The sequence below is a fragment of the Burkholderia sp. BE12 genome (assembly GCF_002959955.1).
Classification (GTDB): Bacteria; Pseudomonadota; Gammaproteobacteria; order Burkholderiales; family Burkholderiaceae; genus Burkholderia.
The window spans coordinates 140,443-153,565 of the sequence record NZ_PREY01000014.1 but is presented as its reverse complement, the minus strand read 5'-3'; the positions used below and the strand labels follow the sequence as shown (position 1 = coordinate 153,565).

At 66.9% G+C, this 13,123-nt stretch carries 14 protein-coding genes; all 14 read right to left on the bottom strand.

Going from position 1 to position 13,123, the window contains the following annotated elements:
• Window positions 1-41: 41 nt before the first annotated feature.
• Window positions 42-1,070 carry a beta-N-acetylhexosaminidase gene (gene nagZ, locus C4B30_RS18020; RefSeq protein ID WP_027783944.1) on the bottom strand — a complete coding sequence of 343 codons (1,029 nt, stop codon included), beginning with the start codon at window positions 1,068-1,070 and terminating at the stop codon, window positions 42-44.
• A gap of 16 nt (window positions 1,071-1,086) precedes the next feature.
• Window positions 1,087-1,521, bottom strand: a complete 435-nt coding sequence (gene acpS / locus C4B30_RS18015; RefSeq protein WP_027783943.1) for a holo-ACP synthase — start codon at window positions 1,519-1,521, stop codon at window positions 1,087-1,089.
• 81 nt (window positions 1,522-1,602) lie between these two features.
• Window positions 1,603-2,379, bottom strand: coding sequence for a pyridoxine 5'-phosphate synthase (gene pdxJ / locus C4B30_RS18010; protein WP_027783942.1), 777 nt, complete (start codon window positions 2,377-2,379; stop codon window positions 1,603-1,605).
• Complete coding sequence (gene recO / locus C4B30_RS18005) at window positions 2,376-3,212, bottom strand: DNA repair protein RecO (protein ID WP_027783941.1); 837 nt, start codon at window positions 3,210-3,212, stop codon at window positions 2,376-2,378. The genes pdxJ and recO overlap by 4 nt, the downstream gene beginning before the upstream one ends.
• The gene (gene era, locus C4B30_RS18000; RefSeq protein WP_027783940.1) at window positions 3,199-4,098 is read right to left on the bottom strand and encodes a GTPase Era; all 900 of its coding nucleotides are present in this window, start codon (window positions 4,096-4,098) and stop codon (window positions 3,199-3,201) included. Before era ends, recO begins: the two co-directional genes overlap by 14 nt.
• A 60-nt stretch (window positions 4,099-4,158) precedes the next feature.
• A complete protein-coding gene (rnc, locus tag C4B30_RS17995; protein ID WP_027783939.1) occupies window positions 4,159-5,388 on the bottom strand; it encodes a ribonuclease III in 1,230 nt (409 codons plus the stop codon).
• Window positions 5,389-5,542: 154 nt separating this feature from the next.
• Window positions 5,543-6,436 (bottom strand): signal peptidase I, encoded by an 894-nt coding sequence (gene lepB, locus C4B30_RS17990; protein ID WP_027783938.1) that lies wholly within the window; start codon window positions 6,434-6,436, stop codon window positions 5,543-5,545.
• Window positions 6,437-6,452: 16 nt separating this feature from the next.
• The gene (lepA, locus tag C4B30_RS17985; RefSeq protein WP_027783937.1) at window positions 6,453-8,246 is read right to left on the bottom strand and encodes a translation elongation factor 4; all 1,794 of its coding nucleotides are present in this window, start codon (window positions 8,244-8,246) and stop codon (window positions 6,453-6,455) included.
• A gap of 195 nt (window positions 8,247-8,441) precedes the next feature.
• A complete protein-coding gene (locus C4B30_RS17980) occupies window positions 8,442-8,678 on the bottom strand; it encodes a glutaredoxin family protein (RefSeq protein WP_027783936.1) in 237 nt (78 codons plus the stop codon).
• Window positions 8,679-8,685: 7 nt separating this feature from the next.
• Window positions 8,686-10,188 (bottom strand): DegQ family serine endoprotease, encoded by a 1,503-nt coding sequence (locus tag C4B30_RS17975; RefSeq protein ID WP_105132787.1) that lies wholly within the window; start codon window positions 10,186-10,188, stop codon window positions 8,686-8,688.
• 16 nt (window positions 10,189-10,204) lie between these two features.
• On the bottom strand, window positions 10,205-11,257 hold the full coding sequence (locus C4B30_RS17970) for a MucB/RseB C-terminal domain-containing protein (protein ID WP_027783934.1): 1,053 nt from the start codon (window positions 11,255-11,257) through the stop codon (window positions 10,205-10,207).
• 5 nt (window positions 11,258-11,262) lie between these two features.
• Complete coding sequence (locus tag C4B30_RS17965; protein WP_027783933.1) at window positions 11,263-11,880, bottom strand: sigma-E factor negative regulatory protein; 618 nt, start codon at window positions 11,878-11,880, stop codon at window positions 11,263-11,265.
• Between the two features lie 86 nt (window positions 11,881-11,966).
• The gene (gene rpoE / locus C4B30_RS17960; protein ID WP_006490873.1) at window positions 11,967-12,566 is read right to left on the bottom strand and encodes an RNA polymerase sigma factor RpoE; all 600 of its coding nucleotides are present in this window, start codon (window positions 12,564-12,566) and stop codon (window positions 11,967-11,969) included.
• Between the two features lie 91 nt (window positions 12,567-12,657).
• Window positions 12,658-13,122, bottom strand: a complete 465-nt coding sequence (locus C4B30_RS17955; protein WP_027783932.1) for a hypothetical protein — start codon at window positions 13,120-13,122, stop codon at window positions 12,658-12,660.
• Window position 13,123 lies beyond the last annotated feature (1 nt).

Here is a 13,123-nt window from a genome sequence, read left to right as displayed (position 1 = left end):
GGAGCGACCGAAACGGCGCGACTCGCGCCGTCCCCGCCCGCTTACGCCAGCGCGCTGCTCAACAGCGCCTGCGCCTGCAGATACTCGGGCTGCGCGACCAGCTTCTCCCACTTGAGCGCCTTGCCACGCGCTCGCATTCGCTTGATGCGTCGCACCGACTCGGCCGAGGCCCGCGCCTTCAATCCGTTCAGCACGACTTCGGCCGCGTCCGGCTGGTTGCAGACGAGCACCATGTCGCAACCGGCGGCGAGCGCGGCATCGGCTGCCTGCGTGAGCGTGCCGCCTTCGCGAGCCGCTTCCATCGACAGGTCGTCGCTGAAGATCGCGCCCGTGAAGCCGAGCTTCCCGCGCAGGATGTCCTGCAACCATACGCGCGAGAATCCGGCCGGCCGCTTGTCGACCTGCGTGTAGATCACGTGCGCCGGAATCACCGCGGCCAGCGACAGCCCGAGCCAGTCGTACGGCGCGACGTCCTGCTCGAGGATCGCCTCGAGCGTGCGGTCGTCGGTCGGCAGCGCGACGTGCGAATCGGCCTCCGCGAAGCCGTGCCCGGGGAAATGCTTGCCGCAGTTCGCCATGCCCGCGAGCGACAGCCCGTGGTTCAGACTCTTCGCGAGCAGCGTGACGACGCGCGGGTCGCTATGGAACGCGCGATCGCCGATCACCTTCGAGTGCCCGTAGTCGAGATCGAGCACGGGCGTGAAGCTCATGTCGATCCCGCACGCGCGCAATTCGGCAGCCAGGATGTAGCCGACGGCGGTCGCGACCTTCGTCGCGAGCAGCACGTCGCGATCCCACAGTTCGCCGAGGCGGCGCATCGCGGGCAGCACCGTGAAGCCGTCGGTGCGGAACCGCTGCACACGCCCGCCTTCGTGATCGACGGCGATCAGGATGTCTTCGCGCACCGCGCGGATCGAGTCGGTCAGCGCGGTCAGTTGCGCACGATTCTGGAAGTGCCGCGCGAACAGGATCACGCCGCCGGTATTCGGATGCGCGAGGCGCCGCGCATCGTCGCGCGACAGGGTCGTGCCGACGACGTCGAGCATGACCGGGCCGGGAGTCGTTTTCATCGAATCGGGAATTCCGTCAGGAGGAGGTTCGGGAAACAGGTGCGGGGGCAGGCGCGGCGTCCGTTTCGGCGACCACGAACGACACCGCGTAGTCGCGTTCGTCGCTGACCGTCACGCGCGCCGTGATGCCGCGCGCGGCCAGCCATTCGGCCAGCTCGCCCGATGCGACCACGTACGGCTCGCCGCTTGGATGGTTGAGCGTCTGCAGTGCGCGCCACGTCATCGGCCAGTGCATGCCGAGCCCGATCGCCTTCGAGAACGCTTCCTTCGCGGAGAAGCGCGTCGCGAGAAACGCGATGCCGCGCGCCTCGGAGCGGGCGCGCCGGGCGTGGAACACGCGCAGTTCGTCGGGGCCGAGCACTTTCTCGGCAAACCGGCCGCCCGTGCGTTCGAGCACGGCCGCGACGCGGCTCACCTGCGCGATGTCGGTACCGATGCCGTAGATCGCCATGTCAGTCTCCGCCGGGGCGGCCCGGCGAGGCCGGGTCAAGTGTGTCGCAAACGGCGTGCGGGGCGTGGCGGCATCGCATCGTCAGCGCGCGCCGCCATGCAGCGCGGCGACGCGTGCGGCCACCATGATCGCCTTCATCTCGCGTACCGCATTGTCCCAGCCCGCGAAGATGGCATGCGCGACGATCGCGTGACCGATGTTCAGTTCGACGATGCCGTCGATCGCGGCAATCTGCTGCACGTTCGTGTAGTGCAGCCCGTGCCCCGCATTGACCTTCAGGCCAAGCTGCGCGCCGGCCTGCACGCCCGCGACGATACGCTCGTATTCGCGCTGCTGCTCCGCTTCGTCGTGCGCTTCGGCGTAGCGGCCCGTATGCAACTCGATCACCGGCGCGCCCGCTTCGTGCGCGGCGCGGATCTGCGCGTCGTCCGGGTCGATGAACAGCGACACGCGCACGCCCACGTCGGCGAGTTGCTTGCACGCCGCGCGCACGGCCTCGAAGTGGCCGGCGACGTCGAGACCGCCTTCGGTCGTCAGTTCCGCGCGCTTCTCCGGCACGAGGCACGCATCGTGCGGACGCACTTCGCACGCGATGTCGAGCATCTCGGCCGTCACCGCGCATTCGAGGTTCATGCGCGTCTTCAGCAGCGGGCGCAGTTCGCGCACGTCGGCGTCGACGATGTGACGACGATCCTCGCGCAGGTGCAGCGTGATCGCGTCCGCACCCGCCTCTTCGGCGGCGAGCGCCGCGCGGATCGGATCGGGATAGCGCGTGCCGCGCACATTGCGCAGCGTCGCGACGTGGTCGATGTTCACGCCGAGGTCGATGGCGGTGGGCGTTGTCAGGAAGAAGCTCATAGGTTTTGCAGGTCGATCAGGATCTGGCGCGTGGCGAGCGGCGTACCGCCGAGATAGGTGTTCAGCAGGAAGCGCATCAGCGTCTTGCTCTGCGCAACCGTCTGGGCTCGATGGTAATCGTCCTGCTCCATGTCGAGCAACGTCTGCCCGGTGACGACCGGCCAGTGCGACGGCACGTCGTCGTCCGCATTGCGCACGCCGCGCTCGGGATCGAACACGTACCGGCGCTCGGGTTCGACCGCGCGGCGCGCGGCCGTGCGGTTCAGCGCCATCGCATAGCCGGTCTCGCGCAGCAGCACGCGCTCGAACGAGCGCAGCACCTGCACCGCCGGCTCGCCGTGCGCGAGGCGCGTGAGGGTCAGCACGTAATGATTGAACAGCGGCGGCTGGGGATCCTCGCGCGCGCAGAATTTCACGAGCAGCTCGTTCGCGTAGAAACCGCACAACAGCCCGTCGCCGCCGAGCGGCAGCATCCCGCCGACCCACTCGGCGCCCGTCAGCGTGCGCACCTCGGATTTGCCGGACCACGACAGCAGCAGCGGCTGGAAGGTCTGCAATACGCCGCGCAACGCGGAGTGCGGGCGCTTTGCGCCCTTCGCGACGAGCGCGAGCCGGCCGTGATCGCGCGTCAGCACGTCGACGATCAGGCTCGTTTCCCGGTATGGATAGCTGTGCAGCACGAACGCCGGCTGTTCGGCGACGCGGAAATCGGACGTGCGAGACGTCGCGCGCCGCGCCTTGCGCGGCGGTTCGGGCGGTGCCGGCAGCGGCGCGTCGTTCGCGCCGGCCGTCACCGCGTCTTCGGTCGACGTCAGCGCGTCATTCGTACCCATAGGCACGCAGCCCCGCCTCGTTGTCGGCCCAACCGCTCTTCACCTTCACGAAGGTCTCGAGGTACACGGGGCCGTCGAACAGCTTCTCCATGTCCATCCGCGCCTCGGTGCTGATCTGCTTGAGCTTCTCGCCCTTCTTGCCGATCACCATCGCCTTGTGCGAATCGCGCTCGACGAGGATCGTCGCGAAGATGCGCTTCAGGCGGCCCTCCTCCTCGAACTTGTCGATCAGCACGGTGCTCGTGTACGGCAGTTCGTCGCCGGTCCAGCGGAATACCTTCTCGCGCAGGATTTCGGCCGCGAGAAAGCGCGAGCTGCGGTCGGTCAGTTCGTCCTCGCCGTAGATCGGCTCGCCTTCCGGCAGGTACGGCTTGATCGTGTCCAGCAGGCGCTTGATGTCTTCCGGCCGCTGCGCCGACAGCGGCACGAGCTCGGTGAATTCGCGCAGTCCGCTCACCTTCTGCATGAACGGGAACAGCGACGCCTTGTCGTTCACGCGGTCGATCTTGTTCGCGATCAGCAGCGTCGGCATGCCGGGCGGGATCAGGTCGAGCACCTTCTGGTCGTCGGGCCCGAAGCGGCCGGCCTCGATCACGAACAGGATCACGTCGACCGACGTCAGCGTCGACGTGACCGCGCGGTTCAGCGAACGGTTCAGCGCGGTGCTGTGACGGGTCTGGAAGCCGGGCGTGTCGACGAACACGAATTGCGCGTCGTCGAACGTGTTGATGCCGGTGATCCGGTGGCGGGTCGTCTGCGCCTTGCGCGACGTGATGCTGATCTTCTGGCCGACGAGTGCGTTCATCAACGTCGACTTGCCGACGTTCGGGCGGCCCACGATCGCGATCATGCCGCAACGGAAACCGGTAGGAGCGGGAGTGTTCATATCGTTTGGGAGACAGGTTCGGAAACGGCCGCGCGGCGCGCGGCACGATCGATGGGCAATTCAGTGGTCGGCATCGGCCACGCGCGCCTGCGCGGCGGCAAGACTCGCGCCGCCTGGCGGCGTCTCGGCGTCGGGCGCCGCGGCATCGCGTGCGCGCGCCGGCGGGCGCGCGGCGGAGTCGGTACTCGCGGAGGGCTTGTCGGCCGACGACGATGCCGAATCGGCTGCGTGGCCGGCCGGCTTGTCGGCTGCGCGCGGCGCGGCCTCGGCGGGTTTTTCCGCAGCCTTGTCGGGCCGCTCGGCCGGTTTGTCGGCAATCTTGTCGGTGGCCGGCTTCGCCGCCCGCTCGCCCTTGTCCGCTGCCGGCTCGACATGCGCCGCGCGAATCGCGGCCATCGGCGCGACGGCCGGCTCGGCGCCCGCGGCCGTAGCCGCAGCGGTCGCAGCCGGCACCGCGCCAGCCGCCCTGGCCTCGCGCGCCGCCGCACGCTCCTTCCGCTCCGGCGAGCGCAGGTCGAGCGCTTCCTGCACGCCCTTCACGCCCGGCACGATCTCGGGTTCGACGTGCTTGGACCCGCGTGCGTTTTTCGAGCGCTTCGGCTTCGCGGCCAGCATCGGCGCGGCCGCCATCACTTCGTCGAGCGCCTTCTTCGCGGCGGCCTGCTCGGCCGCGCGCCGGCTGGCGCCGGAACCCGATACCTTCACGTCCAGCTTCGGCACCGTGCACTCGACCTCGAACTGCTGATTGTGCGCCGCACCATGCGTCGCGACGACCGTATAGGTCGGCAGCGCGATCTTGTGCCCCTGCAGGTATTCCTGCAGCAGCGTCTTCGCGTCCTTGCCGAGCGTGCGCGGATCGATGTGGTCGAGAATCGGGATATAGAGCCGCTTGATGACCCCTTGGGCGGCTTCGAAGCCGCCATCGAGGAACACGGCCCCGATGATGGCTTCGAACGCGTCCGCAAGGATCGACGGGCGACGGAATCCCCCGCTGCGCAACTCGCCCTCGCCCAGCCGCAGGCCGTCCGAGATATTCAGGGCCTGAGCAATTTCATACAGCGACTGCTGTTTGACGAGGTTGGCGCGTACGCGCGACAGGTCACCTTCGTCCAGCTTGCTGAAACGCTGGAACAAAAGGGCGGCCACCGCGCAATTCAGAACGGAATCGCCGAGAAACTCGAGCCGTTCGTTGTGCGTGGCGCTGTGACTGCGATGGGTCAAAGCCTGGCGCAACAATTCCGCATTGCGAAATTCGTAGCGCAGCCGGCTTTCCAACTGGGATAGGGGCATGTACAGGAGTATAACGCGGGCGCCCGGTCGGGCCGAAACGGCACGGCCGGACACGAAAAGGCGTGACGAGGCGGTGTTACCGCCGGTTCTTAAAGTAGTTCGACAATACGCGACGCGGCCCGTGCGTCGCGTATTGCGTGTGAAGCGAATGCGGTCAGTTGAAGGAACCGATGCGCTTCAGGTCGCTGAAGTTCATCCAGATGAAGAACGCGCGGCCGACGATGTTCTGGTCCGGCACGAAACCCCAGTAGCGGCTGTCCGCGCTGTTGTCGCGGTTGTCGCCCATCATGAAGTAGTGACCGGGCGGCACCTTGCAGATCACGCCGCGGCTGTTGTACGTGCAGTTGTCGCGATACGGATAGTCGTATGCGCCCATCACGAACGGCGGCACGGCCGGGTTGTTGAGGATCGCGTTCTTCTTGTTGCCGATCGTTTCCTCGAACTGCTTCGCGTAATTCTGGCGCTCGTCGTCGAAGAAATCGGGCAGCGGCGCTTCGGGCACCGGCTGGCCGTTGATCGTGAGTTGCTTGTCCTGGTACGCGACCGTGTCGCCCGGCAGGCCGATCACGCGCTTGATGTAGTCGACCGACTCGTCCTTCGGATAACGGAACACGACGACGTCGCCGCGCGACAGCGGGCTGCCCTGCGTGATCTTCGTGTTCGTGACCGGCAGCCGCAGCCCGTACTCGAACTTGTTGACGAGGATGAAGTCGCCGACGAGCAGCGTCGGCACCATCGAGCCCGACGGAATCTTGAACGGCTCGACGACGAACGAACGCACGACGAACACGGCCAGGATCACCGGGAAGAAGCTCGCCGTGTACTCGAGCCACCACGGCTGGCGCAGCTTTTCGTCACGCAGCTTCGAACGCGTCTGCACGGCGTTTTCGTCCGCGAAACGCTTGTCGATGCGCGCCTGCTGGCGATCGAACTCCTCGATCGCCGAGTCGGCCGCCTTGCGACGCCGCGGCAGGAACACCAGTTTGTCCAGCACCCACGCTACGCCCGTCACGACGACGAGCACAAAAAGAATCAGCGCAAAATTCATAAAAGGATCAGTCCTGTTATTTGTCTTCGACGCGCAAGATCGCGAGGAACGCCTCCTGCGGGATCTCGACCGACCCCACCTGCTTCATGCGCTTCTTACCCGCCTTCTGCTTTTCGAGCAGCTTCTTCTTCCGCGTGATGTCGCCGCCGTAGCACTTCGCCAGCACGTTCTTGCGCAGCGCCTTGATGTTCTCGCGCGCGATGATGTGCGCGCCGATCGTGGCCTGGATCGCCACGTCGTACATCTGGCGCGGAATGATCTCGCGCATCTTCGCGGCCACTTCGCGGCCGCGGTACTGCGACTGCGAACGGTGGACGATGACCGACAGCGCATCGACCTTGTCGCCGTTGATCAGCATGTCGACCTTCACGACGTCGGCCGTACGGTATTCCTTGAACTCGTAGTCCATGGAAGCGTAGCCGCGCGACACCGACTTCAGCCGATCGAAGAAATCGAGCACGATCTCGGCCATCGGAATCTCGTAGGTCAGTTGAACCTGTCGGCCGTGGTACTGCATGTTGATCTGCGAGCCGCGCTTCTGCTCGCACAGCGTGATCACCGAGCCGACGTAGTCCTGCGGCATGTACAGGTTCACCGTGACGATCGGCTCGCGGATCTCCTCGATCTTCGGCGGCTCCGGCATCTTCGCCGGATTCTCGACCTTGATGATCGAGCCGCCGCTCATCACGACCTCGTAGACGACCGTCGGCGCGGTCGTGATGAGATCCATGTCGAACTCGCGCTCGAGCCGCTCCTGCACGATTTCCATGTGCAGCAGGCCGAGGAAGCCGCAGCGGAAGCCGAAGCCGAGTGCCTGCGACACTTCCGGCTCGTACTGCAGCGATGCGTCGTTGAGCTTCAGCTTTTCGAGCGATTCGCGCAGCGCGTCGTACTGGTTCGCCTCGACCGGATAGAGCCCCGCGAACACCTGCGGCTTCACTTCCTTGAAGCCCGGCAGCGCCTCGGCGGCAGCCTTGGCCGCGTGCGTGACGGTATCGCCGACCTTCGCGGCCGTCAGCTCCTTGATGCCGGCGATGATGAAGCCCACCTGCCCGGCCGACAGCGATTCGAGATTGCGCGACTTCGGCGTGAACACGCCGACGTGCTCGACCGGATACTGCGCACCGGTCGCCATCATCTTGATCTTGTCCTTCGGGCGCAGCGTGCCGTTGACGATGCGCACCAGCATCACGACGCCGACGTAGTTGTCGAACCACGAATCGATGATGAGCGCCTGTAGCGGCGCGGCCGGATCGCCCTTCGGCGGCGGCACTTTCGCGATCAGCGCTTCGAGCACGTCCTCGACGCCGAGGCCCGTCTTCGCGCTGCAGCGCGTCGCGTCGGCCGCATCGATGCCGATTACGTCCTCGATCTCCTCGATCGCGTTCTCGGGGTTCGCGGCCGGCAGGTCGATCTTGTTCAGCACGGGCACGACCTCGACGCCGAGCTCGATCGCCGTGTAGCAGTTCGCGACCGTCTGCGCCTCGACGCCCTGGCTGGCGTCGACGACCAGCAGCGCGCCTTCGCACGCGGACAGCGAACGGCTGACCTCGTACGAAAAGTCGACGTGCCCCGGCGTGTCGATCAGGTTCAGGTTGTAGACCTTGCCGTCGCGCGCGCGATAGGACAACGCGGCAGTCTGCGCCTTGATCGTGATGCCGCGCTCGCGCTCGATATCCATCGAGTCGAGCACCTGCGCCTCCATTTCACGGTCGGCGAGGCCGCCGCATACCTGGATGATGCGATCCGCGAGCGTCGACTTGCCATGGTCGATGTGGGCGATGATCGAGAAATTGCGAATATGATCCATTCAGTGCCGATCAAGCGAAAAAGGCGCGCTCACGACTGCGGAGCACGCCTTGTAAGTCGGTGAAAAAACGGCTTATTTTAGCCGAAAAGGCTTACGCCGGGCGGGATTTCGGACGCCCCGTCACGCGGGGGCCCGACGGAGCCGCCCGCCGGATCATGCCCCGTGCGAAGCGGCGCCGGCCGGCGGGGACCAGGTTCAGCCCCGAGCCGCCAGCGCGTCGCGCACCCGCGCGTCGTCGAACCGGTGGCGGCACACTTCCGCGCCGTCCAGCAGCAGCACGGGCACGTCCTCGTCGTAACGCGCGACGAGCGCCGCGTCGGTGTCGATGTCGACGTAGTCGACCGCGACGCCGAATTCGGCCGCCACCGGCGCCAGTGCGTCGCGCATGTCGTCGCACAGGTGGCACCAGCCGCGGCCGTAGAGCGTGAACATCGGCGCGTTACTTCTGGCGCGGCCGCACGGGCACGAACTGCGTGTTGTCGCCACGCCGCACGAGCACCGCGACCGCCTTCTGCGGATCGAGCTGCGCGGTCACGTCGGCGAACTGCTTCGCGTTCGTGATGTCGGTGTCGCCCACACGCAGCACGATGTCGCCGCGCTGCAGGCCTGCACGGGCGGCCGGGCCGTCGACGCCGTCGATCTGCACGCCGTTCTTCAACTTCAGCGTCTTCATCTGCTCCGCCGTCAGGTCGCTGACCGTCAGGCCGAGCGAATTGGTCTGGCGCGGCTTCTGCGGCGCGTTCTTGCGCTGCTCGGTCTTCGCCGTCGACTCGGTCGGCGTCTCGGCGATCGTGATCGGCAGATCGCGTGCCTGACCCTTGCGCCATACGCTGACCGTCGCCTTCGTGCCGGGCTTCGTGTCGCCGACCATGCGCGGCAGATCCGACGCCGCCTCGACCGGACGGCCGTTGAACTTCAGGATAATGTCGCCCGGCTGGATGCCGGCCTTGTCGGCCGGGCCGCCCGGCTCGACGCTGCTGACGAGTGCGCCTTCGGCCTTCGGCAGCCCGATCGAGTCGGCCACGTCCTTCGTCACCTCGCCGATCGCCACCGCGATCCGGCCGCGCGTGACCTTGCCCGTCGCCTTCAGCTGGTCGGCCACGCGCATCGCCTCGTCGATCGGAATCGCGAACGAAATGCCCATGAAGCCGCCGGTCCGGCTGTAGATCTGCGAGTTGATGCCGATCACCTCGCCCTGCATGTTGATCAGCGGGCCGCCCGAGTTGCCGGGGTTCACGGCGACGTCGGTCTGGATGAACGGCAGGTAGTCGCCCGTGTTGCGGCTCTTCGAGCTGACGATGCCGGCCGTGACCGTGTTGTCGAGGCCGAACGGCGAGCCGATCGCGACGACCCACTCGCCGACGCGCACCTTGTTCGAATCGCCGATCGCGACGACCGGCAGGTTCGACGCCTGGATCTTGACGACCGCGACGTCGGTGCGATCGTCGACGCCGATCAGCTTCGCCTTGAATTCGCGCTTGTCGGTCAGCGTCACGTAGATGGTGTCCGCATCGTCGACGACGTGCGCATTGGTCATCACGTAACCGTCGGCCGACACGATGAAGCCCGAGCCGACGCCGCGGTTCTGCTCGGTGTCGGGCGGATTGTCCGGCGCCGGCGCATTCTTCGGGTTGCTGCCGTTGCCACCGTTGCCGCCGTTGCCGGGCGCCTGCGGCAGCGGAATGCCGAAGAAGCGCCGGAAGAATTCCGACATGTCGCCGTTGTCGAAGCCCGGCGGGAGCATGCCGCGCGGGCCGCTCGTCGGCACGTTGGCGGTGGTCCGGATGTTCACGACGGCCGGCCCGACCTTTTCGACCAGATCGGCAAAGTCGGGCAGGCTGGCAGCGGGAGCCGTCACTGCGAATGCGGTATGCGGCACGAGCGGCAGGCAGGCAGACAGCGCCGCCGCCGCGAGCCATTTGCGCAGCGTGAGTTTCATCATGTCGGGAGCCGTAGCGTTACTTGGAAGCCTTGTATTCTATGGCAGACGCGAACTGCTGCAACGTAGCCGGCGGCACTTCGCCGAGCACGGTGATCCAGTAGTCGCCGCGGCGCTTCACGAGAACGTGCGTCGCGCCGGTGCTGCCCGCGCCTTCCTTGCGCGTATTCTTTTCGGCCGGCTCGATGAAAACCGAGATCGTCGCGAGGCCGTCGGTGAAGACGGCCTGATCGACCGGGATCGGCGGATCGCCCGCGTCGCGCGCGGCCATCGGCCGGCGCACTTCACGGATCTTCTGGAAGCCGGCGACGCTCGGCGCAAGCTGCCAGCCCTGCGCCTCCATGTCGACCGTCGCGACCGGCGGGCGCACGACCGTCCAGCCGCTCAGGTTGCGCATGCCGGCTGCAATCGCGGCCTTGTCGCCGCTTGCGCCGCCCGTCTGCAATTGCGAGAACGCGATCTGTTCGAGCACGTGATCGTTCGCGTCGAGCGTCTGCGAACGCAGCAACAGCCCCGTGCGCGCATCGGCCCACAGCTTGTACGTGAAACGGTACGCATCCTTCGGCACGAGCTCGACGACCTGCGCGTCGATTCCGGCCACACGGTCCTTGCCGAGCGACTTCGCGTCGTACACGGACATCACGTGCTCGCCGCTCGCGCCGAGCAGCGCGGGGAACGAGTCGCGCGTCTGACGGCGCTCGACCACGCACAGCTTGCGCTCGGGCACGAACGTGTACAGCTCGTCGTTGTGCCGCAGCAGCTTGCGCGGCTTGCCGTCGAGCGTCTCGATCCGCTCGAACTCGCCGTCGCGGGACGACACGTGCGCGATGCGCGACGACTGCACATACCCGCCGCGCTGGTAGACGAACGTACCTTCGTAGCTCTGTTGCTGCGCCGCCTGCTGCACGCGGTCGAGCCAGTCTGCGGCGCCCTTGCGGGTCGCGACGGGATCGTCCGGTTGCTGGGCGCTGGCGGGAAGGGATTGAACGGACAACAGGGCGGCTGCGCAAAGCAGGAGGGCCGGCAGCCGCTTCCATCCGGAGATGGCGTGATTCAACTGCAATGTCCGCATCGGGTTTATTGGCCTGGCGTGGTGGTCACGGCGGCGCGGATCAGCGGCATCGGACCCGTGACGACGGGCTGCTGGGCGAATTGCTGGTGCGCTTCAAGGTATTGGTCGAGGCTGGCGTCGCGAATGATGTTGACGTCCTGCAGACCCGGCTGGGCCGATGCCTGCGCAACCGTCACGCGCTGCAGGTTGCCGTTCTGCGGCGCGCCGACCGATGCGACCTGGACGGCGCCCGGGGCACCGGCCGTCTGCATCTGCGGGACGACGATCCACGTCAGCGTGGCGGCCGCGGCGGCCACCGCGAACGCGGGCACGACGCGGCGGCGCAGCGACAGCAGCTTGCCTGCGACCGGCGCGGCCGCCGGCGCCAGCAGATGCGGCTCGCTTTCGAGCGCAGCCGACATGCGCGCGGTGAACGCGACGCTCAGCGCGGGCGGCAGCGCGAGCTCGTCCGAGCGCAGCGCATCGCCGATCAGGTGGTAATGGGCCCACACGGCGCGATCCGCGCGGTCGAGCTCAGCCAGAAACTGCCCGTGATCCGGGCCATCGAACATTTCGCCGTCGACCAGCGCGGAAAGGCGCTCGCCGCGCGAGCACGCTTGCGATTGCGTATTGACCGACCCCATGATGCTCCCCATCTTGCACACCCCGTCGTGAATTCACGACTCTATCCGTAACTAGACCCCGACCCGCGTCGTTCCGCCCGTCGCGCTTACCAGCGCTTGCCTTCGGGCGTATCGAGCAGCGGACGCAATTTGGCAGCGATTGCCTCGCGCGCGCGGAAGATTCGCGACCGGACCGTCCCGATCGGACAGCCCATCATTTCCGCGATCTCTTCGTAGCTCAGGCCCTCGATCTCGCGCAGCGTGATTGCCTGGCGCAGTTCTTCGGGCAGCAGAGCCATTGCAGCGTTGACCGTTTCGGCAATCTGCTTGCTCATCAACATCGACTCAGGCGTGTTGATATCCCTTAGTTGGTCTGCGTCGGAGAAAGTTTCCGCTTCCTCCGCATCGGCCTCGGTCGAGGTCGGCGCCCGGCGGCCTTGCGTCGCAAGGTAGTTCTTCGCCGTGTTCACGGCAATTCGGTACAACCACGTATAGAACGCCGATTCGCCGCGGAATTGCGGCAGCGCACGATACGCCTTGATGAACGCGTCCTGGGCCACATCCTCGACCTCGGCGGGATCCCGCACGAGGCGCGAAATCAACCGAATGATCTTGCGGTGGTATTTGGAGACCAGGAGTTCGAACGCCGCCTTGTCGCCCTTCTGTACGCGCTCGACCAGAGCCTGATCGATTTCTTTTTCACTCACCTGACAAATCCGTTAACTAGGGATGCAACGCGGAGCGTTATTGTAGCGTTCCGGCGCCGGACGCTGGTTACGGCCGGTAACCGCGCGGCCGTCATGCCCGCCCCGCCGCGCCTGCCGTCCTCGCCAGCACCGACAGCGCGCTGAACGATGCGGCATCGAGCGCATCGGCCGGAATCAGCAGCGGCCGGGCCCGCCGGACGCCCTGCCCGACCGACAGCACCAGCAGCAGGCTGCTCCAGTGCGCGTGGCCCGTCACCCGGCCGCGGGCCAGCAACCGCCCGGTGCGGCCAAACGCCGCAATCTCCCCGAACGCATCGATCCGCAGCTCGGCCGGCAGCCGGCGGGCGCAGGCCCGTGCCGCCCATACGGCCAGCAGTGCCGCCGTCGCGGCCGACACCCCCGTGCCGGCGGCAGCGCCCGCGCGCGGCGCCCAGAACAGATACGCCGACGCGGCAGCCGACGCGACGAACGCGGCCAGCACGAGATACGACACGGCCGAGGCCCGCAACGCAAAGCGCTGCGGACGCCCGGCCGGAGCATCGAATGGACTCGTCAAG

Bases quoted from the DNA above. Each gene is read 5' to 3' on its own strand.
- acpS (WP_027783943.1), bottom strand. From the start codon at position 1,521: ATGGCGATCTACGGCATCGGTACCGACATCGCGCAGGTGAGCCGCGTC.
- rnc (WP_027783939.1), bottom strand. From the start codon at position 5,388: ATGCCCCTATCCCAGTTGGAAAGCCGGCTGCGCTACGAATTTCGCAAT.
- C4B30_RS17970 (WP_027783934.1), bottom strand. From the start codon at position 11,257: ATGCGGACATTGCAGTTGAATCACGCCATCTCCGGATGGAAGCGGCTG.
- lepB (WP_027783938.1), bottom strand. From the start codon at position 6,436: ATGAATTTTGCGCTGATTCTTTTTGTGCTCGTCGTCGTGACGGGCGTA.
- C4B30_RS17975 (WP_105132787.1), bottom strand. From the start codon at position 10,188: ATGATGAAACTCACGCTGCGCAAATGGCTCGCGGCGGCGGCGCTGTCT.
- C4B30_RS17980 (WP_027783936.1), bottom strand. From the start codon at position 8,678: ATGTTCACGCTCTACGGCCGCGGCTGGTGCCACCTGTGCGACGACATG.
- lepA (WP_027783937.1), bottom strand. From the start codon at position 8,246: ATGGATCATATTCGCAATTTCTCGATCATCGCCCACATCGACCATGGC.
- recO (WP_027783941.1), bottom strand. From the start codon at position 3,212: ATGGGTACGAATGACGCGCTGACGTCGACCGAAGACGCGGTGACGGCC.
- pdxJ (WP_027783942.1), bottom strand. From the start codon at position 2,379: ATGAGCTTCTTCCTGACAACGCCCACCGCCATCGACCTCGGCGTGAAC.
- C4B30_RS17965 (WP_027783933.1), bottom strand. From the start codon at position 11,880: ATGGGGTCGGTCAATACGCAATCGCAAGCGTGCTCGCGCGGCGAGCGC.
- era (WP_027783940.1), bottom strand. From the start codon at position 4,098: ATGAACACTCCCGCTCCTACCGGTTTCCGTTGCGGCATGATCGCGATC.
- nagZ (WP_027783944.1), bottom strand. From the start codon at position 1,070: ATGAAAACGACTCCCGGCCCGGTCATGCTCGACGTCGTCGGCACGACC.